This window comes from Streptomyces sp. NPDC005803, from assembly GCF_040630435.1.
Lineage (GTDB): Bacteria > Actinomycetota > Actinomycetes > Streptomycetales > Streptomycetaceae > Streptomyces.
Genome location: NZ_JBEXXO010000004.1, coordinates 341,523 through 367,369 on the forward strand (window position 1 = coordinate 341,523; position 25,847 = coordinate 367,369).

A 25,847-nucleotide genomic window follows, 5' to 3' on the forward strand; every position below is an offset into this window, starting at 1 on the left:
CGAGCCTCCGTGGACAGCGAAGAGCCCCGTCCATCGAATGGACGGGGCTCCTGCTGTGGCGATCAGTTCAGGTGATCAGTGGTGGCCGTGGCCGCTGGTGATCTCCTTGTACTCCTCGGCGGTGGGCTTGGCGATCTGGTTGTTCTCGCCGTAGTACGCCTTGCTGAGCCTGGCCCGCAGCTTCTGCACCGGGGACACCTTGCGCTCGACGCCGTTCTCGTCGACCGTCGGGCCGATCTCGACCGGCTTGTACTGCTCGTGCGCGGTGAGCGTGTGCAGCTGCTCCGGCCCGAGCGGCTCGTGGACCTCGACGAACTCACCGTGCGGCAGGCGCTTGATGAGACCGGACTCGCGTCCGTGCAGCACCTTCTCCTTGTCGCGGCGCTGAAGGCCGAGGCAGATCCGCCGGGTGACGATGAACGCCAGGACGGGTCCGACGAAGAAGGCGATGCGGACGAACCAGCTGATCGCGTTGAGCGACAGGTGGAAGTGCGTCGCCCAGATGTCGTTGCCGCCGCCGATGAGCATGACGAAGTAGATCGTCACCCAGGCGACGCCGAGCGCCGTGCGGGTCGGGGCGTTGCGCGGCTTGTCCAGGATGTGGTGTTCGCGCTTGTCCCCGGTGATCCAGGACTCGATGAACGGGTACAGCGCCAGCGCGGCGAGGATCACGCCGAACAGGACCAGCGGGATGAGCACGCCCAGGACCAGCGTGTGGCCCCAGAGGTTGATCTCCCAGCCCGGCATCACACGGACGAAGCCTTCGGCGAAGCCCATGTACCAGTCCGGCTGGGCGCCCGTGGACACCTGGTCGGGCCGGTACGGGCCGATCGCCCAGATCGGGTTGATGGAGGCGATGGCCGCGATGATCGCGATGAAGCCGAAGACCAGGAAGAAGAAGCCGCCGGCCTTGGCCATGTACACCGGCAGCAGGGGCATGCCGACGACGTTGTTGTTCGTGCGTCCGGGACCCGCGAACTGCGTGTGCTTGTGGTAGAAGACCAGGATCAGGTGGCCGACCAGCAGCCCGAGCATGATGCCCGGCAGCAGCAGGATGTGGATCGAGTAGAACCGGGCGACGATGTCGCCGCCGGGGAACTCCCCGCCGAACAGGAACATCGAGATGTACGTGCCGACGACGGGCATCGACAGGATCGCGCCCTGGGTGAAGCGCACACCCGTACCGGACAGCAGGTCGTCGGGCAGCGAGTAGCCGGTGAAGCCGGTGAACATGCCGAGCACGAACAGCAGGAAGCCGAAGAGCCAGTTGATCTCGCGCGGCTTGCGGTACGCACCGGTGAAGAACACCCGGAACATGTGCACGAACATGCCGGCGAGGAAGATCACCGCTGCCCAGTGGTGGATCTGCCGGACCAGCAGACCACCGCGGACGTCGAAGCTGATGTCCAGCGTCGAGGCGTAGGCCTCGGACATCCGGATGCCCTGCATGGGCTCGTACGGGCCGTGGTAGACGACCTCGTTCATGCTCGGGTGGAAGAACAGCGTCAGGTACACACCCGTGAGGATGATGATGATGAAGCTGTAGAGGCAGATCTCCCCGAGCATGAAGGACCAGTGGTCCGGGAAGATCTTCCGCATGTTGGACTTGGCGAGGGAGTAGATCCCCAGCCGCCCGTCCGCCCAGTCGGCGACCCGCTCACCTGCGGGTGCCTTGCGGTTCGTGTCGGTCGCAGTACTCATCCGCGCTCCCAGAATGCAGGACCGACGGGCTCTTCGAAGTCACCGAGCGCCTCGAGGTTGCCCTCGCTGTTCACACCGATCCGCAGCTGCGGAAGGGCGTGACCGGCCGGACCGAAGATGACGCGGGCGCCGTCGGAGAGGTCGAAGGTTGACTGGTGGCACGGGCAGAGCACGTGGTGCGTCTGCTGCTCGTACAGGCTGATCGGGCAGCCGACGTGGGTGCAGATCTTGGAGAAGGCCACGATTCCCTCGTGGGCCCACTCGCGCTCGCGCTTGTCCTTGATGTTGTCCGGCTCGATGCGGATGATCATCAGCGCGGCCTTGGCGATCTGCGTCTGGAAGTCGTGCGCGTCCTCCTCCAGGCCCTCGGGCATGGCGAAGGTGAGCGAACCGACGACGACGTCCTCGGGACGCAGCGGCTCCATGGTGTTCATGTTGACCAGCTGCTTGCCCTTGGCCCACAGGGTGTTGCGGAGCTTCTTCTCCGGCAGCGGACCCAGGTCACGCAGCAGCACGACGCCGGAGAGCGGCACCAGGGCCAGCGCGCCGAACATGGTGTTGCGGATCAGCTTGCGCCGTCCCAGCACGGACTCCTCGGCACCGGCCTTGAAGTCGGCGAGGACCTTGGCCTTCACCTCGGGCGCGGCTTCGATGGGGTGCCGCTCGTCGGCGACCTCGACGTCGGACATCAGGGTGCGCGCCCAGTGGACGGCACCCGCGCCGATCAGGAAGAGCGCCAGGCCCAGGGTCAGACCCAGGGAGAAGTTGAGCGCGCTGACATGACCGAACGGGAAGATGAAGACGATCTTGTCGACCGGGAAGATGACGTAGGAGGCGATGAAGCCGACCGTCGCCAGCATGGACAGCGTGAACATGAACGCGACCGCGCGTTCGGACCGGTTGGCGGCCCGCTCGTCGATGTCCTGGATGCGCGGCTTGTGGGCCGGCAGCCCCGGGTCGGCGAACGGATCGTGCGCCTTGTCTACCGCGTCGTGCGCGGGGCCCTGCTCTGCGGGCAGGTTCTCTTCTGGCATCTCTTGGCTACTCATGACTTCTTGGCCTTAGCGGTGTGGGCCGCGACCCATACGGCAACTGCGATCAGACCACCCAGTCCGAAGATCCAGCCGAACAGGCCCTCGCTGACCGGACCCAGGCCGCCGAGGCTGAGGCCGCCGGGGGACTCGGACTCGGAGCCGTTCACGGTCTTGACGTACGCGATGATGTCCCGCTTCTGCTGCTCGGGCATCGTCGAGTCGGGGAAGGACGGCATGCTCTGCGGGCCGGTCTGCATGGCCTCGTAGATGTGCTTCGGGTCCACGCCTTCGAGGCTGGGGGCGTACTTGCCGTTCGTCAGGGCACCGCCCTCACCCGTGAAGTTGTGACACTGGGCGCAGTTGGTGCGGAACAGGTCGCCGCCCTTGGCGACGTCCGCGCCCTCGGGGCTGACCTGGCTCTTGGTCGGGACGATCGGACCGGCGCCGAGCGACGCGACGTACGCCGCGAGCTGGTCGATCTCGGCCTGGGTGTAGATGACCTTCTTCTTCGGTACCTGCGCGCCCGGCTGCTGGGCCGGCATACGGCCGGTACCGACCTGGAAGTCGACGGCGGCGGAGCCCACGCCGGCCAGGCTCGGCCCGTCGGTGGAGCCCTGACCGCCGGTTCCGTGGCAGCTGGCGCAACCGACGGAGTACAGCTTCTTGCCCTCGTCGATGGCGAGGGACTGGGCGGTGTCGTCGGCCTGCGCCTTACTCGCGGGCGCAAACGCGGCGTACAGCCCCCCAGTAGCCGCAAGCGCGAGGAGTAGTACGACGACCGCCGCCAACGGATGGCGTCGTCGTGCGGAGAGCTTTTTCACGGATTACCCCGGTGTCAGGATCTTCTGCGTCGATGATGTGGGTCGGGTACGAGCCCGGTTACTTGATCATGTAGATCGTGGCGAACAGGCCGATCCACACGACATCGACGAAGTGCCAGTAATAGGACACGACGATGGCAGCGGTCGCCTGCTCATGGGTGAACCTCTTGGCCGCGTACGTCCTGCCCAGAACGAGCAGGAAGGCGATGAGACCGCCTGTCACGTGCAGACCGTGGAAGCCGGTGGTCAGGTAGAACACCGAGCCGTACGGATCCGAGGACAGCGAGAGGCCGTCCTTCTTCACCAGCTCCGTGTACTCGAAGACCTGGCCTCCGATGAAGATCGAACCCATCACGAAAGTGATCACGAACCAGGCACGGAGCTTCTTCACATCGCCCCGCTCCGCGGCGAAGACGCCGAGCTGGCAGGTGAGTGAGGAGAGCACCAGGATGGTGGTGTTCGTCGCCGAGAACGGGAAGTTCAGGGCTGACGCCATTTCCTTCCAGTGCTCCGGTCCGGTCACCGATCGCAGGGTGAAGTACATCGCGAAGAGGGCCGCGAAGAACATCAGCTCGGAACTCAACCAGATGATGGTTCCGACGCTGGTGAGGTTCGGCCGATTGACCGACGGGTGCGCGTGCCCGGTTTCTACTGTCGTTGCTGTCGCCACGACCGACATTATGTCGGTCGCTTATCCCGCCCTCACTCCGGGGGGTGCCGTTCGGTGTGTCAGAGGGGTGTGTCCTCCCCGAACGGCCCAAGGATCGGGCGTCCCGGGCGGTGCTGACAGGCTGTCGGGCGGAGTACGATCCGCGCATCGGTTCATGCCCCGACAGCCCCGAAGACACAGATGTCACGGAGGAACAATGCAGCCGACCGCCACGGTCCTGGTCTACAGCGACAACGCGCACACCCGTGAGCAGGTGAGGCTGGCGGCCGGGCGCAGGCCTGCGGCGGACGTGCCGCAGGTGGAGTTCCTGGAGTGCGCCACCCTGCCCGCCGTCCTGGACGCGCTGGACCACGGGGGCGTCGACGTCTGCGTGTTGGACGGCGAGACGGCGCCCGCGGGCGGCATGGGTGTCTGCCGGCAGATCAAGGACGAGATCTTCCGCTGCCCGCCGGTGCTGCTGCTGATGGGCCGCCCCCAGGACGCCTGGCTGGCCACGTGGAGCCGCGCGGACGCCGCGGTGACGCTTCCGGTCGAGCCGGTCGAGTTCGCGGACGCCCTGGCCGCCCTGCTGCGCAGCAGGCTGTCCGTGGGGGCCTGAGGCCCCGCCTTCCCGCGGTCGCTCCGGGGGGCGGCGCACACCGCCGTCAGACCCCGGGGCGCAGCCGCGCCGTCCGGACCGTGTCGACGCGGTCGGGCGTGGTGTCGTTGCTCAGCGCGCTGCCCTTCTGCCACTTGGCCCAGGACAGGTTCCAGTCGCCGTAGCCGTTGTCGAACGGCGTCATGGTCTCGCCCTCGCTGCCGACGACCGTGACGATGTCACCCTCGCGGACGGTGTTGAAGAACCACTCTGCCTCGCTGGTGCTCATGCCGGTGCAGCCGTGGCTGACGTTCGCGTAGCCCTGTGATCCGGTGGACCACGGGGCCGCGTGGACGTACTCGCCGCTCCAGGTGACGCGCGTGGCGTAGTAGACCGGCAGGTCGTACGAGTCCTCCGAGCCCTCCGCGATGCCGATGGACTCCCCGCGCATACGTACGTAGTACTCCTTGCCCAGCACGACCTTGACGCCGTTGCGGGTGGAGAAACCGGGCTTGCCGGTGGTCACCGGAATGGTGTTGATCACTTCTCCGTTGCGCTTGACCGTCATCGAGTGCTCCGAGGCGTCGGTGATGGCCTCGATGCGGTCCCCGGTGGTGAGCTTCAACGCCTTCGTCGGAGCCCCGTACAGCGCGCCGGCCACCTTGATGCCCGTCAGCTCGCTGCTGACCTCGATGGTGGCCTTGGCCGGCCAGTAGTCCCGCGGCCGGTAGTGCAGCGTCTTGTCGTCGACCCAGTACCAGGAGCCGGTCACGGCGGGCGTGGAGCGCACCTTCAGGGCGCGCTCCACGGTGGCGCGGGCGGCCTTGTTGGCGACCGGGGCGCTGAGTACCGCCGTGACGGGCTGTCCGACGCCGTAGGTGCCCGCCTGCGGGCCGAAGGTGACGTTCAGCAGCTTCTGGGCCGCCGCGGTCTCGAAGGAGAGCGTACGGCTGCCTGGAGCGCCGTCGTCGTCCTCCATCCTGACCTTGACGGTGTACCGGGTGCCCGCGGCGAGCGGGGCGGTGGAGTGCCAGCGGTGTCCGTCGGCGGCGAGCTCGCCCGCCAGGTGGCGCCCTTCGGCGTCCACGGCGGTCACGTCGGTGATCCGGCCGTCGTCACCGTCGACGCTGACTTCGAGGGGCTTGTCCGGATCGGCCTTCTCGCCGCCGCCCGGGGCGTTGGAGGAGATCTCGTCCGCCGCGTCGTACGGCTGAGCCGAGAGCGGATGACCGTCGGACTCCCCGCAGGCGGTCGCCCCCGCGGCCACGGTCGCGGCCAGCAGGGCGCAGCTCAGGACGGGACGGATACGCGGCGTGTGGTTCATGAACCCACGCTAAGAAGATTCATCCGTTTCAGCGCGCCGGGTGACTGCAAACGGGGGGCCCGCACTTCTCGTGGAAGTGCGGGCCCCCCGTCGGTGGAGCGGTGTCACGGGTGGAGCGGTGTCACTGGGTGCGGTTCTCACCGCGGTAGTACTCGAAGACCCAGCCGAACAGACCGATCAGAAGGATCGGGGCCGAGAAGTAGAGCAGCCACCAGCCGAAGACGACTCCCATGAAGCCGAACGCGCCGCCGATCGCCAGCGCGAGCGGCTGCCAGCTGTGCGGGGAGAAGAACCCCACCTCGCCGGCCTCGTCCGCCACGTCGGCTTCCTTGTTGTCCTGCGCCAGCGCGTCGACCCGCCGGGCCGTGAAGGCCAGGTAGAAGCCGATCATGACGCTCAGGCCGAAGGCCAGGACGAGCGCGGTGGTGCCGACCGGCTCCCTGGACCACACGCCGTACGTGATGGCCATGACGAGGATGAACAGCGCCAGACCGAGGAACATCTTGCCCTGGATCTTCACTTGCCCGCCTCCTTGCCACCGGCGAGGGCCTTGTCACCCTCGGAGAGGTGATCCAGCTGCTCGAGCGCCGCGATCTCCGGGTGGTGCAGGTCGAACGCCGGGGATTCGGAACGGATCCGGGGCAGCGTGAGGAAGTTGTGCCGCGGCGGCGGGCAGGAGGTCGCCCACTCCAGCGAACGGCCGTAACCCCACGGGTCGTCGACCTCGACCTTCTTGCCGTACTTGGCGGTCTTCCACACGTTGTAGAAGAACGGCAGGATCGACAGGCCGAGCAGGAACGAGGAGATCGTCGAGATCGTGTTCAGCGCGGTGAAACCGTCCGCGGCGAGGTAGTCCGCGTAACGACGCGGCATGCCCTCCGCACCCAGCCAGTGCTGCACCAGGAACGTGCCGTGGAAGCCGATGAACAGCGTCCAGAAGGTGATCTTCCCGAGCCGCTCGTCCAGCATCTTGCCCGTGAACTTCGGCCACCAGAAGTGGAAACCGGAGAACATCGCGAACACCACGGTGCCGAAGACGACGTAGTGGAAGTGCGCGACCACGAAGTACGAGTCCGAGACGTGGAAGTCCATCGGCGGTGAGGCCAGGATGACGCCGGTCAGACCGCCGAAGGTGAAGGTGATCAGGAAGCCGATCGCCCAGAGCATCGGTGTCTCGAAGGACAGCGAGCCCTTCCACATCGTGCCGATCCAGTTGAAGAACTTCACCCCGGTGGGCACCGCGATGAGGAACGTCATGAAGGAGAAGAACGGCAGGAGCACGCCGCCGGTGACGTACATGTGGTGCGCCCACACGGTCACGGAGAGGCCGGCGATGGAAATCGTCGCGGCCACGAGGCCGATGTAACCGAACATCGGCTTGCGGCTGAACACCGGGATCACTTCGGAAATGATCCCGAAGAAGGGCAAGGCGATGATGTACACCTCTGGATGCCCGAAGAACCAGAAGAGGTGTTGCCAGAGCAATGCCCCGCCGTTGGACGCGTCGAAGACGTGCGCACCGAATTTACGGTCCGCCTCCAGCGCGAAGAGCGCCGCCGCCAGCACCGGGAAGGCCAGCAGGACCAGCACACCGGTCAGCAGGACGTTCCAGACGAAGATCGGCATGCGGAACATCGTCATGCCGGGGGCGCGCATGCAGATGATCGTGGTGATGAAGTTGACCGAACCGAGGATCGTGCCGAAGCCGGAGAAGGCCAGACCCATGATCCACATGTCGGCGCCGACGCCCGGCGAACGGACCGCGTCCGACAGCGGGGAGTAGGCGAACCAGCCGAAGTCGGCCGCGCCCTGCGGGGTGATGAAGCCGGCCACCGCGATGATCGAGCCGAAGAGGTACAGCCAGTACGCGAACATGTTCAGCCGCGGGAACGCCACGTCGGGCGCGCCGATCTGCAGCGGCATGATCCAGTTGGCGAACCCGGCGAACAGCGGCGTCGCGAACATCAGCAGCATGATCGTGCCGTGCATCGTGAACGCCTGGTTGAACTGCTCGTTCGACATGATCTGCGTGCCGGGACGGGCCAGCTCGGCGCGCATGAAGAGCGCCATCAGTCCGCCGATGCAGAAGAACGCGAACGACGTGACCAGGTACATCGTGCCGATCGTCTTGTGGTCAGTGGTGGTCAGCCACTTGATGACGACGTTTCCCGGCTGCTTGCGCCGGACCGGCAGCTCATCCTCGTACGAGTCGTCTGCTGCCGCGGCACCCTGAGATTCATTGAGGATGCTCACAGTTTGTTCGTCTCCGCATTCCTGGCCGGGTCAGTCTGCTCGATACCGGCCGGCACGTAGCCCGTCTGGCCCTTCTTCGCCAGCTCCTTCAGGTGCGCCTGGTAGCGCTCCGGGGAGACGACCTTGACGTTGAAGAGCATCCGGGAGTGGTCGACGCCGCAGAGTTCGGCGCACTTGCCCATGAAGGTGCCCTCCTGGTTGGGAGTCACCTCGAAGGCGTTGGTGTGGCCCGGAATGACGTCCTGCTTCATGAGGAACGGCACCACCCAGAAGGAGTGGATGACGTCACGCGAAGTCAGGATGAAGCGGACCTTCTCACCCTTGGGCAGCCACAGGGTCGGGCCGGGGTTGCCGTTCTGCGGGTTCCGGGTTCCCGGGACGCCGACGTCGTAGACGCCGTTCGCGTTCGCGGGGAAGTCCTTGCGGAACCTGTCCGGGATGGCGTCGAGCTCCTTGGGGACCTCGTTGCCCGTGGCGGCGGAGCCGCCCACGTTCTCGATGTAGTTGAAGCCCCAGCTCCACTGGTAGCCGACCACGTTGATGGTGTGGGCGGGCTTCGGGGAGAGCGTGAGGAGCTTCGTCTCGTCTCGCGCGGTGAAGTAGAACAACACCGAGACGATGATCAGAGGGACCACGGTGTACAGCGCCTCGATGGGCATGTTGTACCGGGTCTGCGGAGGTACCTCCACCTTGGTGCGGCTGCGCCGGTGGAAGATGACGCTCCACAGGATCAGGCCCCAGACCAGCACGCCCGTGGCGAGCGCTGCCGCCCACGAGCCCTGCCAGAGGGAAAGGATCCGTGGGGCCTCTTCCGTTACCGGCGTAGGCATACCAAGGCGGGGGAAGTCCTTGTATGTGCAACCGGTTGCGGTCGCCAGGATCAGGCCCGCAGTCAGCACCTGCGGCAGCTTCCGCCGCATCGGGCGCCGCGACGAGCGGTCGGAGCCGTTGGGACTCACGTAGCGCCTTCCCGAGAGTCTCGCCCGCACGGTCGGCGCGCCCGTCTCGCTGGTCGGTCGCCGGCCCTGTCGCGGGCAGGGGTTTGGATGTTTATGCGGACCAAACCCTACTGGACGCTATTTGGGGTCGCGCGGGGAGGGTGCCCAACGCGCCGCCCGACTCCCCGAAGGGGTGGAATCCTGCACTCCGGCCGCCATCTGACGCCCCCTCTCCCGGTCGTCCGGGCAGCCGGTCCCGGCCTGCGGCCGCGGCCGGGCTAGCGTGGCCGGGTGCCCTACTTCGACGCCGCGTCCGCCGCCCCCCTCCACCCCGTCGCCCGCCAGGCGCTGCTTGCCGCACTGGACGAGGGCTGGGCCGACCCGGCCCGCCTCCACCGCGAGGGGCGGCGTGCCCGGATGCTGCTGGACGCGGCCCGGGAGACGGCCGCCGAGGCCGTCGGCTGCCGTCCCGACGAGCTGACTTTCACCTCGTCGGGCACGCGCGCGGTCCACTCCGGAATTTCCGGCGCTCTCGCGGGGCGTCGGCGTGTCGGCCGCCATCTCGTGGTCTCGGCGGTCGAACACTCGTCGGTACTCCATGCGGCCGCCACCCACGAGAGCGCGGGCGGATCGTTCACCGAGGTCCCGGTGGAGGGTACGGGAGCGGTGAGCCCGCGGACCTACGCGGGCGCGCTGCGCGAGGACACCGCTCTGGCCTGCCTGCAGACCGCCAACCACGAGGTGGGCACCGAGCAGCCGGTGGCCGAGGTGGCCGAGCTCTGCCGGGCCGCCGGGGTGCCGCTGCTGGTGGACGCCGCCCAGTCACTCGGGTGGGGCCCGGTCCCGGCCGGCTGGTCGCTGCTGACGGCGAGCGCCCACAAGTGGGGCGGACCGGCCGGGGCCGGGTTCCTCGCGGTCCGCAAGGGCGTGCGGTTCGCGCCCCAAGGCCCCACGGACGAACGGGAGTCGGGGCGGGCCGCCGGCTTCGAGGACCTTCCGGCGATCGTGGCCGCGGCGGCGTCCCTGCGGGCGGTGCGGGCCGAGGCGGCCGCGGAGTCGGCGCGGCTGCGGGCCCTGGTCGACCGGATCCGGAGCCGGGTGCCGGAGCTGGTGCCCGATGTGGAGGTGGTCGGCGATCCGGTGCGGCGGCTGCCGCACCTGGTCACCTTCTCCTGTCTCTACGCCGACGGGGAGGCCCTGCTGCATGAGCTGGACCGGTCCGGCTTCTCCGTGTCGTCCGGTTCGTCCTGCACGAGCAGCACGCTGACCCCGAGCCACGTGCTCAAGGCGATGGGGGTGCTCTCGGAGGGCAATGTCCGGGTGTCGCTTCCGGCGGGCACGTCGGACGAGGACGTCGACCGTTTCCTGGCGGTGCTGCCCGCGGCCGTGGCGGGCGTGCGGGAGAAGCTGGGAGCGCCCGCCGCCGGCACCCCCTCCCCCGCCCCGGCGTCCTCCCTGGTCGTCGACGCGCTCGGGAGGCGCTGCCCGATCCCCGTGATCGAGCTCGCAAAGGTGATCGGGGAGGTACCGGTGGGCGGCACGGTGACGGTCCTGTCCGACGACGAGGCGGCGCGCCTCGACATTCCGGCCTGGTGCGCGATGCGGGAGCAGGAGTACGTGGGCGAGCAGCCGGCGGAACGGGGCGTGGCCTATGTGGTCCGCCGGCTGTCCTGACCGGGCCCGCACGGCCGGCCGGCTGTCCCGACCGGGGGCGTGCGCCGGGACCGGGACGGACGGCGAGTCCGGCCCGGTCCGGGCGGCAGTGCCTCAGACGAGGTGCGCGCGCACCTCGGCGGCGGCCTCGTGGCCGTACGCCTTCGTGAAGCGGTCCATGAAGTGGTTGCGGTGCAGCGTGTACTCCTGGGTGCCCACGGTCTCGATGACCAGGGTGGCGAGCATGCAGCCGACCTGGGCGGCCCGCTCCAGGCCGACACCCCAGGCGAGACCGGAGAGGAACCCGGCCCGGAAGGCGTCGCCGACGCCGGTCGGGTCGGCCTTGACGTTCTCCTCCGGGCAGCCGACCTCGATCGTCTCCTCGCCCACGCGCTCGATCCGCACGCCCTGGGCGCCCAGCGTGGTGACCCGGTGTCCGACCTTGGCGAGGATCTCGGCGTCGGTCCAGCCGGTCTTGGACTCGATGAGCCCCTTCTCGTACTCGTTGGAGAAGAGGTACGTGGCGCCGTCGAGCAGTATGCGGATCTCGTCGCCGTCCATGCGCGCGATCTGCTGCGAGAAGTCCGCGGCGAACGGGATCCCGCGGGAGCGGCACTCCTCGGTGTGGCGGAGCATCCCCTCGGGGTCGTCGGCGCCGATGGAGACCAGGTCGAGGCCGCCCACGCGGTCGGCGACGGCCTTCAGCTCGATCAGGCGGGCCTCGCTCATGGCGCCCGTGTAGAAGGAGCCGATCTGGTTGTGGTCGGCGTCCGTCGTGCAGACGAAGCGGGCGGTGTGCAGGACCTCGGAGATCCGCACCGACCCGGTGTCGACGCCGTGCCGGTCGAGCCAGGCCCGGTACTCGTCGAAGTCGGAGCCCGCGGCGCCGACCAGGATCGGACGGGTGCCGAGCAGGCCCATGCCGAAGCAGATGTTGGCGGCGACCCCTCCCCGGCGCACGTCGAGGTTGTCGACCAGGAAGGAGAGCGAGACCGTGTGCAGCTGATCGGCGACCAGCTGGTCGGCGAATCGGCCGGGGAAGGTCATGAGGTGGTCGGTGGCGATGGAGCCGGTGACTGCGATACGCACGGGGAGGCTGCTCCTGCGGTGGTCGAGGGGAACGGTGACCGCGTTCCCGGGGCGGCGTGGTCAACGCTACCGGTTCGCGCAGTCGGGCGAAGGGGGAAAACTACCCGATAGTAGGGCTTTCCTCCTGGGGCAGGCGGTGCCTACGGTGCGGATATGTCGAACCACATCGCCCCGCGCGAGTCCGAGACCGGTCTGGCCGAGCTGCGCGGAGACTGCGCGCGGATGGCCCCGCACTGGGTGGTACCCGCGAAGACGGCCGCCGCCCCTGTGACGCCCTCGCTGATTCACGGCGTGACCGTGCCGCCCGCCTCGGCCCGGCTGATCGACGCGATGGCGGAGTACGGCGACTGAGCCGGCCGGGTGGCTCGTCGCACCGGCCGCACCAGGAGGGAACCGTGCGCGCCCGCGCCCCGTCCCAACCGTGTCCGCACCAGCGGACGGGCCTACGACGGTGAAGGAGCGAACCGGTGAGCACCGAGCGACCCGACAACGATGTGACCGGCCCCCGGCGGCGCTCGCCGCTCGCCGTGGCCTCGGTGGCGGCGGCCGTACTCCTGGCCGGTGGCGGCGGCGCGTACTGGGCGGCGACGGCGGCGGACGGCGGCAACGACAGCGCCGCGGAACGCGCCACCGGCACTCCCCCGCCGCTCTCCCTGGACGAGCCGGCGGGCGGCGCGGACACGCCCTCGCCCCGGCCCTCGGCCCCGACGCAGGGCATCGCTCCGGGTGAGCCCGATCCGCATGGCGGCCGGCTGGTCTACCGCGCGTCCGGCGCCCTGCCGGAGGGCCCGGGCAAGGCGGCCGTCCGGCGCGCCGTCGGCACCGTCCCGGCGTCCGACGTGGCCCGGCTGGCCGCGGCCCTGGGCGTGCCGGGCACCCCGCGGGCGGAGGGCACGTCCTGGAGCGTGGGCTCCGGCGGGGACGGCTCGGGGCCGGTGCTGCGGGTGACGAAGCAGGCGCCGGGGACCTGGACGTTCGCCCGGTACGGCTCCGGCGGCACGGACGACTGCGCGAAGGGCGCCTCCTGCGCGGGCAAGCCCGTGGCCCCGGGCGGCTCCGGCTCGCCGGTGAGCGAGAAGGCAGCGAAGGCCGCCGCTGTACCGGTACTGAAGGCGGCCGGCCAGGACGACGCCGCCCTCGACGCCCGCCAGTTGATGGGCTCGGTCCGGGTGGTCAACGCCGACCCGGTGGTGGGCGGGCTGCCCACGTACGGCTGGGCGACCGGCATTCAGGTCGGCCCCGACGGAGAAGTGGTCGGTGGCAGCGGGCAGTTGAAGGGCCTGGAGAAGGGCGCCGAGTATCCGGTGATCGGCGCGGACGACGCGCTGAAGCAGCTGAACGCCGCCCAGCCGCCGAGCGGCGGGGACATCGGGGGCTGTGCCACTCCCGCACCGCTGGAGGACGGCGCGAAGGGCCCCGGCATGAGCTGCGGCAAGCGGACCGGGGCGGAGCCGCCCACGACGACGGTGACGGTCGACAAGGCGACGTTCGGCCTGGCGGCCCGGTACGTGGACGGGAAGCAGCTGCTCGTGCCGTCCTGGCTCTTCACGGTCCGGCCGGGCGCCGGCGGTACGGGCGACACCGTCACGCAGGTCGCGGTGGATCCGGCGTACCTGACGAAGGACGGTCCCTCGGAGAAGACCCCGGACGGCGGTGGGACGACCGAGTCCGGCCGCACGGTCCAGTCGTACCGCACCGACGGGCGGACGCTCTCGGTGACGTTCTGGGGCGGCGTCTGCAGCACGTACGCGGCGAGCGCGAGCGAGGACGGCGGCGCGGTGCGGGTGTCCGTGACGGAGTCGAAGCCGGCCGCGGGCAAGGTCTGCATCATGATCGCCAAGGAGCTGACCCGTACGGTCACGCTGGACCAGCCGCTGGGCGAGCGGAACGTGGTCGACGCGGCGTCGGGGACCGTGGTTCCGCGCGGCTGAGACCACACCCGCACACGACGACGGCGGCGGCCCCGGATCTCCGATCCGGGGCCGCCGCCGTACTGTCGTGCCGCTACCGCTTCGCGCTCTAGCTGAAGGAGTCGCCGCAGGCGCAGGAACCCGTGGCGTTCGGGTTGTCGATCGTGAAGCCCTGCTTCTCGATGGTGTCGACGAAGTCGACGGAGGCGCCGCCCAGGTACGGGGCGCTCATCCGGTCCGTGACGACCTTGACGCCGTCGAAGTCCTTCACGACGTCACCGTCGAGCGAACGCTCGTCGAAGAAGAGCTGGTACCGCAGGCCCGAGCAGCCGCCGGGCTGGACGGCGACGCGCAGTGCCAGGTCGTCGCGGCCTTCCTGCTCCAGCAGGCCCTTGACCTTGGCTGCGGCGGCGTCGGACAGGAGGATGCCGTCGCTCACGGTGGTGGTCTCGTCCGATACGGACATCTGCTTCTCTCCCGGGTTGTACGGAGACTGCTTGCCGACGTTGCAACCGTCGGGACCGCGGATTCATTCCGGGCCGAGCGTTTGCCTGTTCCATTCATGCTCGCACACCGGCCCCCCGGGCGGATGCGTCACATCGACGCTATCGGCATCGTCAAAGTGACGTGAACCGGATATGATAGATAGCGTCAATTAGACGAAAAGGCTTTCTCCGCAGAGAAGAAAGGGTGCGTGACGTGACCACGGCCCACCCCGTCCAGGACCTCGATGTCCAGCCGACGCCCCTCGCGCTGCTCCTGCTCGGCCGCGACGCCGACCCCAGGAGCGAGCGGGGCGTCGAATGCCCCGGCGATCTGCCCTCCCCGTCCGACCCGGACCTGGTGGAGCGCGCCCGTGCGGCGAAGGAGAAGCTGGGGGAGAAGGTCTTCGTCCTCGGGCACCACTACCAGCGCGACGAGGTCATCCAGTTCGCGGACGTGACCGGTGACTCGTTCAAGCTCGCCCGGGACGCGGCGGCCCGGCCGGAGGCCGAGTACATCGTCTTCTGCGGCGTGCACTTCATGGCGGAGTCCGCGGACATCCTGACCACCGACGACCAGAAGGTCGTGCTGCCGGACCTCGCGGCGGGCTGTTCGATGGCCGACATGGCCACCGCCGAGCAGGTCGCCGAGTGCTGGGACGTGCTGACCGAGGCCGGCGTCGCCGAGCAGGTCGTGCCCGTCTCGTACATGAACTCCTCCGCCGACATCAAGGCCTTCACCGGCCGCCACGGCGGCACGATCTGCACCTCGTCCAACGCCCGGCGCGCCCTGGAGTGGGCCTTCGAGCAGGGCGAGAAGGTGCTGTTCCTCCCCGACCAGCACCTGGGCCGCAACACCGCCGTCCGGGACATGGGGATGACGCTGGAGGACTGCGTCCTCTACAACCCGCACAAGCCGAACGGCGGCCTCACCGCCGAGGAGCTCCGCGACGCGAAGATGATCCTGTGGCGCGGGCACTGCTCGGTGCACGGACGCTTCTCGGTGGAGTCCGTCGACGACGTGCGGGCGCGCATACCCGGTGTCAACGTGCTGGTGCACCCGGAGTGCAAGCACGAGGTCGTCGCGGCCGCGGACTACGTCGGCTCGACGGAGTACATCATCAAGGCGCTGGAGGCGGCCCCGGCCGGCTCGAAGTGGGCGATCGGCACCGAGCTGAACCTGGTGCGCCGCCTGGCCAACCGTTTCGCCGCGGAGGACAAGGAGATCGTCTTCCTCGACAAGACGGTCTGCTTCTGCTCGACGATGAACCGGATCGACCTGCCGCACCTGGTGTGGACGCTGGAGTCGCTGGCCGAGGGCAAGCTGGTCAACCGGATCGAGGTCGACCCGGAGACGGAGAAGTACGCGAAGCTGGCGCTGGAGCGGATGCTGGCGCTGCCGTAGAGGTACCGCTCAAGCACCCCGCACAGCCGAAGAGGCCTGCCCCACGCACGCGCGTGGAGCAGGCCTCTTCTGTCGTACCGGGCGGGTCAGGCCTTCGCGGGTTCCGGCTCCTCGGAGGAGGTCTCCTCCGCCCCGGCCGGGTCCGGGAGGCCGGCCTTCCGGGCCCGCTTCGCGGCCTTCTTCCTCGCGCGGCGCTCCTTGAAGAGCTCCACCATCGTGTACAGCGTCGGCACCAGGAGCAGTGTCAGCAGCGTCGAGCTGATCAGACCGCCGATGACCACGACGGCCAGGGGCTGCGAGATGAACCCGCCCTCGCCGGTGACGCCGAGCGCCATCGGGAGAAGGGCGAAGATCGTCGCCAGCGCCGTCATCAGGATCGGGCGCAGACGGTGGCGGCCGCCCTCGACGACCGCCTCGACGACGCCCATGCCCTGCTTGCGGTACTGGTTGATCAGGTCGATGAGCACGATCGCGTTGGTCACCACGATGCCGATCAGCATCAGCATGCCGATCATCGCCGGGACGCCCATCGGGGTGCCGGTGATGACGAGCAGGCCGATCGCGCCGGTCGCCGCGAACGGGATGGAGACCAGCAGGATCAGCGGCTGGATGAGCGACCGGAAGGTGGCGACCAGCAGCATGAAGACGATCGCGATGGCCGCCAGCATGGCCAGCCCCAGGTTCACGAAGGCGTCGTCCTGGTCCTGGGAGACGCCGCCGATGGTGGCGGTGGCACCGTCCGGGAGGTCCAGGGCGTTGATCTTCGACTGCAGCGAGGCGCTGACCGCGCCGGTGTTGTCACCGGTGGGCCTGGCCGTGATGGTCGCGGCGCGCTGGCCGTCGATCCGGGTCATCGAGACCGGTCCGGGGACCAGCTTCACCTCGGCGATCGTGCCGAGCGCGACCCCGCCGAGCCGGAGGTCCTTCAGCTCCTGCATGGTGGTGGCCGGGTGGGTGGACTTGATGACGACGTCGCGCTCGGTGTCGTCCATGATCGCCTTGCCGGAGGGGGTGCCCCGCACCGCTCCGGCGACGGCCGCGCCCAGTGTGGCCTGGGTGTAACCGGCGTCGGCGGCCTTGGCGTTGGCCTTGACCGAGATCCGCGGGATGCTCTGCGCCAGGTCACTCTGGACGTCGGTGACGTCCTTGAGTTCGGCGACCTCGGCGCGCACCTGCTCGGACGCCTTCTTCAGGGTGTCCGCGTCGGCCGACTTGACCACGACGCTCAGGTCCTGGCTGCCGAAGCCGTCGCCGGCGGCGATGGTGGTGTCGCCGATGCCGTCGAGCTCGCCCAGGGCCTTGTCGATGCGCTCCTGGGTGGCGTCGAAGTCGGCGGAGTCCTTCAGGGTGACCTGGTAGGAGGCCTGGTTGGCGCCCGTGCCGCCGCCGAAGGCGGCCATGAAGCCGGACGAGCCGACGGTGACCTGGTAGTCCTTGACGCCCTCGTCGTCGGCGAGGAGCTTCTCGACCTTCCTGGCCGCCTCGTCGGCGGCCGCCAGGCTGGTGCCCGGGGTCAGCTCCTGCTTGATGGACAGGACTTCCTGCTCGCCCTGGTCGAAGAAGTTGGTCTTCAGCAGCGGGGCCATGCCGAAGGTGCCGAACAGCACCGCCACGGCGATGACGACGCTGGTGATGCGGCGCCGGGTGGCGAAGCCCAGGACGGGCACGTAGATCCGCTGGAGCCTGCTGCGCGCTTCCTTCTCCTCGGCCTCGCGCCGGGCCTTGTCCGGGTCCTCGGCGCTGCCCTTGGGGGCGCGCAGGAACCAGTACGACAGGACGGGGACGACCGTCAGCGACACGAGGAGGGACGCCAGCAGGGCCGCGGTGACGGTCAGCGAGAACGAGCCGAAGAGCTCGCCGACCATGCCGCCGACCAGACCGATGGGCAGGAAGACGGCGACGGTGGTGAGGGTCGACGAGGTGACCGCGCCGGCCACCTCCTTCACCGCGGTGATGATCGCGGAGTGGCGCTCCTCGCCGTAGCCGAGGTGACGCTTGATGTTCTCCAGGACGACGATCGAGTCGTCGACGACCCGGCCGATAGCGATGGTCAGCGCGCCCAGGGTCAGCATGTTGAGCGACAGGTCGCGGGTCCAGAGCACGATCAGCGCGAGGACCACGGAGAGCGGGATGGAGACCGCGGTGACCAGGGTCGAGCGGAGGGAGGCCAGGAAGACCAGGATCACGATGACCGCGAAGAGCAGGCCGAGCGCGCCCTCGGTGGTCAGGCCCGAGATCGCCTTGGAGACGGCGGGGCCCTGGTCGGAGACGACGGTCAGCTCGGCGCCGGAGCCGAGGTCCTTGCGCAGGTCCGGGAGCTTGTCCCGCACGGCGTCCGAGATGGCGACGGCGCTGCCGTCCTTGTCCATCGTCGCCATGACGGCCAGGCTCGGCCTGCCGTTCGTACGGGTGAGGGAGACCGCGGTGGCGGGCTCCTGCTTCACCGTCGCGAGGTCACCGACGCGGACCGGCTTGCCGGGCTTGCCCGTCGCCGGGTCCTGGCCGGCGACCCGCAGGTCCTCGATCTCCTTCAGCGAGGTGAAGGCCCCGCCGACCTGGACGGTGCGGCTCTTGCCCGACTCGGAGAAGGAGCCGGCCGGGACGGTCGCGCCGCCGGCCTGGAGCGCCTGGGCGAGCGAGCCGCTGTTCAGTCCGGCCGCCGCGAGCTTCTTGTCGTCGGGGGTGACGGAGACCTGGAGGTCCCGCACACCGTCGACGGACACCTGGCCGACGCCGTCGATGTCCTCCAGCGCGGGGACGACGGTGCGGTCCAGCTGGTCGGCGAGCGCCTGCTGGTCCTTGTCGGAGGTGACGGCGAGGACGACGGTCGGGATGTCGTCCGTCGAACCGGCGATGACCTGCGGGTCGACGTCGTCGGGCAGCTGGATGCGGGCCCGGTTCACCGCCTGCTGGATGTCGGCGACGAGCTGCTTGGTGCCCTCGTCACCGAAGTCGAAGGACGCCATGATGACGGCGTTGCCCTCGCTGGCGGTCGACGTGATGCCGGTGACACCGTCGACGGACTTGATCGAATTCTCGAGCGGTTCGACGACCTGCTTCTCGACCACATCGGGGGACGCGCCCTGGTAGGGGGCGAGCACCGAGACCATCGGGAGTTCGATGGTGGGCAGCAACTGCTGCTTGAGCTGCGGGATCGCGATCGCTCCGAAGACGAGCGCGACGATCGAGATCAGCCCGATCAGGGCCCTTTGCGCGAGGCTGAATCTGGACAGCCAGGACATGGGTGAGGTCTCTCTTCTGTGGCTTACGCGGCAGGTGGGCGGGTAACACGGGGACAGACCCGGCCCAGCTATACGATCGCTCATCGCCACGACCGAAATCGTCGGTCCCAGGTCGCTTTCTTATGCCGCGCATACCGCAGGTGGAGTACGTCGCGGCTGCACCCTCACTCCACCCGTGGACGCACGAGGCCCGATTCGTACGCGATGACCACCAGTTGTGCCCGGTCCCGGGCGCCCAGCTTCGCCATCGCCCTGTTCACATGGGTCTTGACGGTGAGGGGGCTGACCACGAGGCGCTCGGCGATCTCGTCGTTGGAGAGCCCGCCCGCGACGAGCACGAGCACCTCGCGTTCCCTGGTGGTCAGGGCTTCCAGGCGCGCGGAGTACTCGGCGGCGCTCGGCCCCCCGTCGTCCGCGCTGCCGCCCTGCGCGAGGAACGTGGCGATCAGGCCCTTGGTCGCGGCGGGTGACAGCAGCGCCTCGCCGCCCGCGGCGATCCGGATGGCGTTGAGGAGCTCCTCCGGTTCCGCCCCCTTGCCGAGGAAGCCCGAGGCGCCGGCCCGCAGCGACTGCACCACGTACTCGTCCACCTCGAAGGTGGTGAGCATGACAACGCGCACGTCCGAGAGCTCCGGGTCGGCGCTGATCATCCGGGTCGCGGTGAGCCCGTCCGTGCCGGGCATCCGGATGTCCATCAGCACCACGTCGGCGCGGGCCGAGCGGGCCAGCTCCACCGCCTGCGCCCCGTCCGCGGCCTCGCCGACCACCTCCATGTCCGGCTCCGAGTCGACCAGCACCCGGAACGCGCTGCGCAGCAGCGCCTGGTCGTCCACGAGCAGCACCCTGATGGCCGGTGTCATGCGTTCTCCCCCGTCCGGCCCGCCGCGCCCGGCTGTTCCGGCTCCTGCGCCCGGGCCTTGAGGGGCAGGATCGCATGGACGCGGAAGCCGCCCCCGTAACGGGGCCCGGCGGTGAGGGTGCCGCCCAGAGCGGTGACCCGTTCCCGCATGCCGAGGAGGCCGTGGCCACCGCCGGCGAGGTCGCCGCCCGCGCGGTCGGCGGTGCCGCGGCCGTTGTCCAGCACCATGACCTCGGCCGTGGCCCCGACCCGTACGACGCTGACCTCGGCCTTCGCCCCGGGGCCCGCGTGCTTGCGCACATTGGTCAGCGCCTCCTGGATCACCCGGTACGCGGCCAGGTCCACGGCGGCCGGCAGCGGCGGGCCCTCCGCGGCGCAGGCCACCTCGACGGGCAGCCCGGCCCGCCGCACGGTCTCCACGAGTGCGTCGAGGACGGCGAGGCCCGGGGCGGGTTCGGTCGGCGCCGTCGGATCGCCGGACTGGCGCAGCAGCCCGACGGTGGCCCGCAGTTCGTTGAGCGCGGAGCGGCTCGCCTCCCGGACATGGGCGAGCGCCTCCTTGGCCTGGTCGGGGCGCTTGTCCATGACGTGGGCCGCCACCCCGGCCTGCACGTTGACCAGGGCGATGTGATGGGCGACGACATCGTGCAGGTCGCGGGCGATCCGCAGCCGCTCCTCCGCCACCCGGCGCCGGGCCTCCTCCTCGCGGGTCCGCTCGGCCCGTTCGGCGCGCTCCCTGATCGCGCCGACGAACGCGCGCCGGGAGCGGACCGCGTCCCCGGCCGCGCCCGCCATCCCGGTCCAGGCGAAGATCCCGAGGTTCTCCTGGCTGTACCAGGGGGCCGAGCCGAAGAACATCGCGGCCGCGGTGAGCACGGCCATGGTCAGCAGGCCGACCCGCCAGGTCGTCGGCCGGTCGGTGCGGGCGGCGACGGTGTAGAGCGCGATGACGGTGCTCATCACCACGGGGGCCGGCGGATCGATCGCCACCAGCTCGACGACGGCCAGCCCCCCGGTGGCGGCGAGCACGGCCATCGGACGGCGGCGCCGCCAGACCAGGGCGAGGGCGCCCAGCGCCATCAGCACGACGCTGCCGGGCGCGGGCGCGCGGGTGCCGAAGGTCGGCCCGTGGTGCGCGCCCGGATCGGCGAACGATCCGACGACCATGGCCACGTACACGGCCAGGGCGAGCGCGCCGTCCAGCGCGAGGGGATGGTCGCGCAGCCAGTTCCGCATGCGCAGAACCCCGGTTCCGAGGGTGGTCACGTCAAGCTACGTTACGGCGTGTCGCAGCGACCTCGGTGCGCGCGGGCGGCGGACCCGTAACGGGGAGCGGGCCGGCGCCCGGCGCGTACCAGCACCGTGCCCCGTGGGCCGGCGGGCCGGTCCACGGGGCACGAGGGTGCGGGGTGCTGGAGCTGCCGGCGGTCAGCCGGGGATCAGCCCGTCGTCACTGAGCATGGCGCGGACCTCTTCGAGGGTCGCGTCGGGCGACGGCAGGATCAGTTCGGACGGCTCCAGGGAGTCGTCCGGCAAGGGTGTGCCGAGTTCGCGCACCTTGGCGAGGAGCGCGTGGAGCGTGGAGCGAAAGCCGGGGCCGTCGCCGCTCTCCATTTCGGCGAGCAGTTCGTTGTCGAGCTTGTCGAGCTCGGCGAGATGGCTGTCGGCCAGGACTGCCTGGCCCTCCCCCATGATCCGTACGATCATGTCGCTGCCTTAATTCTTGTCGAACTTGTGCGGGGACCGGTCCTGCTGCTGGGCGGCATCCTGCGGGCCGCCCTCGATGGCCTGCTGCGAGGTGGAGCCGCCGGCCAGTTCGGCCTTCATGCGCTGCAGCTCCAGCTCCACATCCGTACCACCGGAGATCCGGTCCAGCTCGGCGGCGATGTCGTCCTTCGCCATGCCGGTCGGGTCGTCCAGGGCGCCGGAGGCGAGCAGCTCGTCGAGCGCGCCGGCGCGCGCCTGGAGCTGCTGGGTCTTGTCCTCGGCCCGCTGGATGGCCAGGCCGACGTCGCCCATCTCCTCGGAGATGCCCGAGAAGGCCTCCCCGATCCGGGTCTGCGCCTGGGCGGCCGTGTAGGTGGCCTTGATGGTCTCCTTCTTCGTACGGAAGGCGTCCACCTTGGCCTGCAGCCGCTGGGCCGCGAGAGTGAGCTTCTCCTCCTCGCCCTGCAGCGTGGTGTGCTGCGTCTCCAGGTCGGTGACCTGCTGCTGGAGGGCGGCGCGGCGTGACAGCGCCTCACGCGCCAGGTCCTCGCGGCCGAGCGCGAGCGCCTTGCGGCCCTGGTCCTCCAGCTTGGACGTCTGGCCCTGCAGCTGGTTCAGCTGCAGCTCCAGCCGTTTGCGCGAGGTCGCCACGTCGGCGACGCCGCGGCGTACCTTCTGAAGCAGCTCCAGCTGCTTCTGGTACGAGTAATCGAGGGTCTCGCGCGGATCCTCGGCCCTGTCAAGGGCCTTGTTTGCCTTCGCGCGGAAGATCATTCCCATACGCTTCATGACACCGCTCATGGGCTGCGCGCGCCCCCTTCTGACTCAACTGGGCTCCAGCACTCCAACAGAACCCACAGTACGGGCCCTGTCTCTATTACCGCACTGTTCGAGCGGCGATGGGGTCCTCCCCAAGGACGACTGCCCGGGTGACCGCTCCAGCCCAGGGAGTAGGTGACGGTCAGGGAAACCGGTGGGGGCGCCCGTATCGTCCCGCTCGTACACGGGCAAGGACGCAGGCCGTTGCCGGATCGTTCCCGGCCGGCCTGGGGTCGTGCCGATCGACCCCGTACCCTTGGGCCTTGTGTTCCGTAGCCGCTCCAAGGAAGAGAAGGCCCCCACCGACAAGGTGACGGCGGACCTCTCCAAGACGTCCCGCGACCCGCAGGCCCCCAAAGGTCGCCCCACCCCCAAGCGAAGCGACGCCCAGTCGCAGCGCCGTCGTGCCTCCAGTGGTGCGCCGCTCGATCGCAAGGAGGCCACGAAGCGGCAGCGCGAAGCGCGCCGGGTCGACATGGCCAAGCAGCGTGAGGCGCTCGCCAGCGGTGACGAGCGCTATCTGCCGGCCCGTGACAAGGGCCCGGTGCGCCGCTTCGTCCGCGACTTCGTGGACTCGCGCTTCTGCATCGCGGAGTTCTTCCTGCCGCTCGCCGTGGTCATCCTGATCCTCAGCGTGATCCAGGTGCAGGGCATCCAGAACATCTCGCTGCTGCTCTGGCTCGGCGTGATCGTGCTGATCGTCGTCGACTCGATCGGGCTCACGTTCCGTCTGCGCAAGCAGCTGAACGAGCGCTTCCCTGACACGCCCAAGCGTGGCGCGGTGGCGTACGGCCTGATGCGCACGCTCCAGATGCGTCGGCTCAGGCTGCCGAAGCCGCAGGTCAAGCGCGGAGAGCGGCCCTGAGTACGGATTCTTCCGGTCCGGCCGGCGGGGTGTCCGCGGGCCGGCCGGGCCAGGCGGTCTTCGGGTTCTCGGGGGCTTCGTCGGTGTGGCTGAAGGGGCTCGGCGGGCTCCGCAACACCGTGCGCCAGGAGTTGGTCGCCCGCCAGCTGGACGAACAGATCGCGGCACGCTTCCCCGTCGGGCAGCGGCTGCGGATCCTCGACGTCGGCATGGGCCAGGGCACGCAGGCCCTGCGCCTGGCGCGGGCCGGCCACACCGTCACCGGTCTCGAGTCCGACGCGGAGATGCTGCGGGTCGCCCGCGAGGCGCTCGGCGGCGAGCCGGCGGGCATCCGTGAGCGGGTCCGGTTCATCGAGGGCAACGGCCAGGACACCGGGGTCCACTTCCTGCCCGGCAGCTTCGACGTGGTGCTCTGCCACGGCGTGCTGATGTATGTCCAGGAACCGGACGCCATGCTCGCCGGTCTGGCCAGGATGCTGGCGCCCGGCGGCCTGCTGTCGCTGCTCGTGCGCAACGCCGACGCGCTGGCGATGCGGCCGGGGACAGCCGGGGACTGGGACACGGCACTGGCCGCGTTCGACACGGACCGGTACACCAACCGTCTCGGGCTCTCCGTGCGCGCGGACCGGCTCGACGCCCTCACCGCCACGCTCGCCGGGATCGCGGCCCCCCTGCACGCCTGGTACGGGGTACGCGTCTTCACGGACAACGTGGGCAACGACGTGGAACTGCCGCCCGCGGCGGTGCTGGAGCGGGTGCTGTCGGCGGAGGACCGGGCGGGGCGGACGGATCCGTACCGCGGGGTGGCCGCGCTGCTGCACCTGTGCGGGGTGCGGGGCTAGGTCCTTCCCGCACTGCTGTGTCCGTGCGGGGTGCGGGGCTAGGTCCTTCCCACGCTGCTGTGTCCGCGCGGGGCTAGGTCCTTCCCACGCTGCTGTGTCCGTGCGGGGTACGGGGCTGGGCCGCTTCTCGGCGTCTTGTCCGGATCAGGCCGGGTCGCGGGTTCCGGCGCGGACCCGGGCGTGCCCGAGGCCTGCGCGGGGAGGCCCCGGGCGGGCGCGCTCGACGGGCCGCCAAGGGGGCGGAACGTAATAATCCGGACATGGATGCCTTCCACCCCCGCAGCCTCGCGCGCCGGCTGCTGCTGCCCCTGTCCGCAGGTGTCTGCGCGATCGCGCTGGTGAGCGGTTGCTCCGACTCGAATCCCCCCACCCCGGACGCCGCCGCGACGGAGTCCGGATCGACCCAGCAGGGCTCGGCCTCGAAGGCCACCGGTGATCTGCAGAGCGAGTACCAGGCCGTCATCGAGGACGTGCTTCCGTCGGTGGTGCAGATCGACGCCTCCCACAGTCTGGGCTCGGGCATCGTCTACGACGCCAAGGGCCACATCGTCACGAACGCCCACGTCGTCGGTGACGAGAAGACGTTCAAGGTCACCGTGGCCACCGGTGAGAAGGTGCTGAGCGCCTCGCTGGTCGCCGCCTATCCCGACCAGGACCTGGCCGTCATCAAGCTGAACGACGTCCCGGACGGCCTGAAGGCCGCGAAGTTCGGCGACTCGGATCAGGTCGAGGTCGGCCAGATCGTCCTGGCGATGGGCTCACCGCTCGGGCTGTCCAGCAGCGTCACCCAGGGCATCGTCTCGGCGCTCGGCCGGACGGTGAGCGAGAGCAGCGCGGGCGGCGGCACCGGCGCGACCATCGCGAACATGGTGCAGACCTCGGCGGCGATCAACCCGGGCAACAGCGGGGGCGCGCTGGTGAACCTGAACAGCGAGGTCATCGGCATCCCGACGCTGGCGGCGGCGGACCCCCAGATGGGTGACAGCGCGGCGCCGGGCATCGGCTTCGCGATCCCCGTCTCGATGGTGAAGACCGTCGCCGACCAGATCATCAAGAACGGCAAGGTCACCGACTCCGGCCGGGCCGCCCTGAACATCACCGGCCGCACGGTCGTCGACGACAGCTACCAGCCGGCCGGAGTCGCGATCGTGAGCGTGTCGGAGGGCGGCGCGGCGCAGAAGGCCGGGCTGCGCGTCGGCGACATCATCACCAAGGTCGGGGACGCGCCCGTCACCACGATCACGTCCCTCTCGGAGGCCCTGGCCCCGGACAAGCCGGGCCAGAAGGTCACCGTGACGTATGTGCGCAGCGGCGCGAAGAAGACGGCCCAGGTCACGCTCGGCGAGATCTGAGGGCCAGGAACGCCGGCGCCCCTCCCCGCAGACCGGGGAGGGGCGCCCGTCGTCCCGCTCAGCTCTGCTCGGCCTGGAGGCTCATCGGGCCGTAGATCTTCGTCGTGTCGTCGAAGAGCGTCACCTGGTCCGCCCCGCCGTCGAGGAGTTCCTTCCAGTACTCACCGATCCAGGACTCCGCGTCGCCCTGTGTCGTGAACTCCTCCGGCTGCAGGGCCGGCTCCGTCTCCGTACCGTCGGACTTCTCGAACCGCCACGTCCACGCCATGTCCGCCTCCTGGGTCACTTTGTTCCGTCCGCAGCC

The 25,847-nt window shown here is 69.7% G+C and carries 24 protein-coding genes; 8 read left to right on the forward strand and 16 right to left on the reverse strand.

The features are described from left to right. Positions 1 to 75 precede the first annotated feature (75 nt). From ABZ454_RS08740 to ABZ454_RS08755, 4 genes are read right to left on the reverse strand one after another with little or no spacing between them, the layout of a single operon-like run. Complete coding sequence (locus ABZ454_RS08740) at positions 76 to 1,701, reverse strand: ubiquinol-cytochrome c reductase cytochrome b subunit (RefSeq protein ID WP_359536671.1); 1,626 nt, start codon at positions 1,699 to 1,701, stop codon at positions 76 to 78. Then, positions 1,698 to 2,750 (reverse strand): Rieske 2Fe-2S domain-containing protein, encoded by a 1,053-nt coding sequence (locus ABZ454_RS08745; RefSeq protein ID WP_356323794.1) that lies wholly within the window; start codon positions 2,748 to 2,750, stop codon positions 1,698 to 1,700. The genes ABZ454_RS08740 and ABZ454_RS08745 overlap by 4 nt, the downstream gene beginning before the upstream one ends. Further along, positions 2,747 to 3,556 (reverse strand): c-type cytochrome, encoded by an 810-nt coding sequence (locus ABZ454_RS08750; RefSeq protein ID WP_356323796.1) that lies wholly within the window; start codon positions 3,554 to 3,556, stop codon positions 2,747 to 2,749. The genes ABZ454_RS08745 and ABZ454_RS08750 overlap by 4 nt, the downstream gene beginning before the upstream one ends. A 58-nt stretch (positions 3,557 to 3,614) precedes the next feature. Continuing rightward, the gene (locus ABZ454_RS08755; RefSeq protein WP_026171689.1) at positions 3,615 to 4,235 is read right to left on the reverse strand and encodes a heme-copper oxidase subunit III; all 621 of its coding nucleotides are present in this window, start codon (positions 4,233 to 4,235) and stop codon (positions 3,615 to 3,617) included. Positions 4,236 to 4,422: 187 nt separating this feature from the next. Here ABZ454_RS08755 and ABZ454_RS08760 point away from each other — a divergent pair, with 187 nt between their 5' ends. Further along, positions 4,423 to 4,824: a hypothetical protein gene (locus ABZ454_RS08760; protein ID WP_356323798.1), complete on the forward strand. Its 402-nt coding sequence runs from the start codon at positions 4,423 to 4,425 to the stop codon at positions 4,822 to 4,824. A gap of 46 nt (positions 4,825 to 4,870) precedes the next feature. Here ABZ454_RS08760 and ABZ454_RS08765 read toward each other — a convergent pair whose 3' ends face one another. The 4 genes from ABZ454_RS08765 to coxB form a co-directional block, all read right to left on the reverse strand. Next, on the reverse strand, positions 4,871 to 6,127 hold the full coding sequence (locus ABZ454_RS08765; RefSeq protein WP_356323800.1) for an Ig-like domain-containing protein: 1,257 nt from the start codon (positions 6,125 to 6,127) through the stop codon (positions 4,871 to 4,873). 121 nt (positions 6,128 to 6,248) lie between these two features. Continuing rightward, entirely contained in the window at positions 6,249 to 6,647 is a 399-nt protein-coding gene (locus tag ABZ454_RS08770; protein ID WP_356323802.1) for a cytochrome c oxidase subunit 4, read from the reverse strand. Beyond that, positions 6,644 to 8,380 carry a cytochrome c oxidase subunit I gene (gene ctaD, locus ABZ454_RS08775; protein WP_359536674.1) on the reverse strand — a complete coding sequence of 579 codons (1,737 nt, stop codon included), beginning with the start codon at positions 8,378 to 8,380 and terminating at the stop codon, positions 6,644 to 6,646. The genes ABZ454_RS08770 and ctaD overlap by 4 nt, the downstream gene beginning before the upstream one ends. Then, positions 8,377 to 9,339, reverse strand: coding sequence for a cytochrome c oxidase subunit II (gene coxB / locus ABZ454_RS08780; RefSeq protein WP_359536675.1), 963 nt, complete (start codon positions 9,337 to 9,339; stop codon positions 8,377 to 8,379). Before coxB ends, ctaD begins: the two co-directional genes overlap by 4 nt. A gap of 270 nt (positions 9,340 to 9,609) precedes the next feature. Here coxB and ABZ454_RS08785 point away from each other — a divergent pair, with 270 nt between their 5' ends. Next, positions 9,610 to 10,992 carry an aminotransferase class V-fold PLP-dependent enzyme gene (locus ABZ454_RS08785; RefSeq protein WP_359536677.1) on the forward strand — a complete coding sequence of 461 codons (1,383 nt, stop codon included), beginning with the start codon at positions 9,610 to 9,612 and terminating at the stop codon, positions 10,990 to 10,992. A gap of 93 nt (positions 10,993 to 11,085) precedes the next feature. Here ABZ454_RS08785 and ABZ454_RS08790 read toward each other — a convergent pair whose 3' ends face one another. Beyond that, positions 11,086 to 12,060 (reverse strand): carbohydrate kinase family protein, encoded by a 975-nt coding sequence (locus ABZ454_RS08790; RefSeq protein ID WP_356323811.1) that lies wholly within the window; start codon positions 12,058 to 12,060, stop codon positions 11,086 to 11,088. Between the two features lie 153 nt (positions 12,061 to 12,213). Between ABZ454_RS08790 and ABZ454_RS08795 the strand changes: the two genes are divergently transcribed. Together ABZ454_RS08795 and ABZ454_RS08800 are read left to right on the forward strand one after the other, a co-directional pair. Further along, positions 12,214 to 12,411, forward strand: coding sequence for a hypothetical protein (locus tag ABZ454_RS08795; RefSeq protein WP_356323813.1), 198 nt, complete (start codon positions 12,214 to 12,216; stop codon positions 12,409 to 12,411). Between the two features lie 116 nt (positions 12,412 to 12,527). Beyond that, positions 12,528 to 13,991: a hypothetical protein gene (locus tag ABZ454_RS08800; RefSeq protein ID WP_359536679.1), complete on the forward strand. Its 1,464-nt coding sequence runs from the start codon at positions 12,528 to 12,530 to the stop codon at positions 13,989 to 13,991. Between the two features lie 88 nt (positions 13,992 to 14,079). Here ABZ454_RS08800 and ABZ454_RS08805 read toward each other — a convergent pair whose 3' ends face one another. Further along, positions 14,080 to 14,436 carry an iron-sulfur cluster assembly accessory protein gene (locus ABZ454_RS08805; RefSeq protein ID WP_030970782.1) on the reverse strand — a complete coding sequence of 119 codons (357 nt, stop codon included), beginning with the start codon at positions 14,434 to 14,436 and terminating at the stop codon, positions 14,080 to 14,082. A 224-nt stretch (positions 14,437 to 14,660) separates the two neighbouring features. Between ABZ454_RS08805 and nadA the strand changes: the two genes are divergently transcribed. Further along, on the forward strand, positions 14,661 to 15,857 hold the full coding sequence (gene nadA, locus ABZ454_RS08810; RefSeq protein WP_359536681.1) for a quinolinate synthase NadA: 1,197 nt from the start codon (positions 14,661 to 14,663) through the stop codon (positions 15,855 to 15,857). A gap of 86 nt (positions 15,858 to 15,943) precedes the next feature. Here nadA and ABZ454_RS08815 read toward each other — a convergent pair whose 3' ends face one another. From ABZ454_RS08815 to ABZ454_RS08835, 5 genes are all read right to left on the reverse strand, one after another. Continuing rightward, entirely contained in the window at positions 15,944 to 19,099 is a 3,156-nt protein-coding gene (locus ABZ454_RS08815; RefSeq protein WP_359536682.1) for an efflux RND transporter permease subunit, read from the reverse strand. Between the two features lie 164 nt (positions 19,100 to 19,263). Continuing rightward, positions 19,264 to 19,959: a response regulator transcription factor gene (locus ABZ454_RS08820; RefSeq protein ID WP_359536684.1), complete on the reverse strand. Its 696-nt coding sequence runs from the start codon at positions 19,957 to 19,959 to the stop codon at positions 19,264 to 19,266. Further along, positions 19,956 to 21,224 (reverse strand): histidine kinase, encoded by a 1,269-nt coding sequence (locus tag ABZ454_RS08825; protein WP_359536686.1) that lies wholly within the window; start codon positions 21,222 to 21,224, stop codon positions 19,956 to 19,958. Before ABZ454_RS08825 ends, ABZ454_RS08820 begins: the two co-directional genes overlap by 4 nt. A 162-nt stretch (positions 21,225 to 21,386) precedes the next feature. Next, positions 21,387 to 21,665, reverse strand: coding sequence for a hypothetical protein (locus tag ABZ454_RS08830; protein ID WP_356323153.1), 279 nt, complete (start codon positions 21,663 to 21,665; stop codon positions 21,387 to 21,389). A gap of 9 nt (positions 21,666 to 21,674) precedes the next feature. Beyond that, entirely contained in the window at positions 21,675 to 22,454 is a 780-nt protein-coding gene (locus tag ABZ454_RS08835) for a PspA/IM30 family protein (RefSeq protein WP_356323155.1), read from the reverse strand. Positions 22,455 to 22,749: 295 nt separating this feature from the next. Here ABZ454_RS08835 and ABZ454_RS08840 point away from each other — a divergent pair, with 295 nt between their 5' ends. From ABZ454_RS08840 to ABZ454_RS08850, 3 genes are all read left to right on the forward strand, one after another. Next, the gene (locus tag ABZ454_RS08840) at positions 22,750 to 23,349 is read left to right on the forward strand and encodes a DUF3043 domain-containing protein (protein ID WP_356323157.1); all 600 of its coding nucleotides are present in this window, start codon (positions 22,750 to 22,752) and stop codon (positions 23,347 to 23,349) included. Positions 23,350 to 23,438: 89 nt separating this feature from the next. After that, entirely contained in the window at positions 23,439 to 24,191 is a 753-nt protein-coding gene (locus tag ABZ454_RS08845; protein WP_359536731.1) for a methyltransferase domain-containing protein, read from the forward strand. A gap of 260 nt (positions 24,192 to 24,451) precedes the next feature. Continuing rightward, complete coding sequence (locus tag ABZ454_RS08850) at positions 24,452 to 25,543, forward strand: trypsin-like peptidase domain-containing protein (RefSeq protein ID WP_359536690.1); 1,092 nt, start codon at positions 24,452 to 24,454, stop codon at positions 25,541 to 25,543. Between the two features lie 58 nt (positions 25,544 to 25,601). On the opposite strand, the gene ABZ454_RS08855 is transcribed toward ABZ454_RS08850, so the two are convergent. Continuing rightward, complete coding sequence (locus ABZ454_RS08855) at positions 25,602 to 25,811, reverse strand: hypothetical protein (RefSeq protein WP_356323161.1); 210 nt, start codon at positions 25,809 to 25,811, stop codon at positions 25,602 to 25,604. Between the last annotated feature and the right edge of the window lie 36 nt (positions 25,812 to 25,847).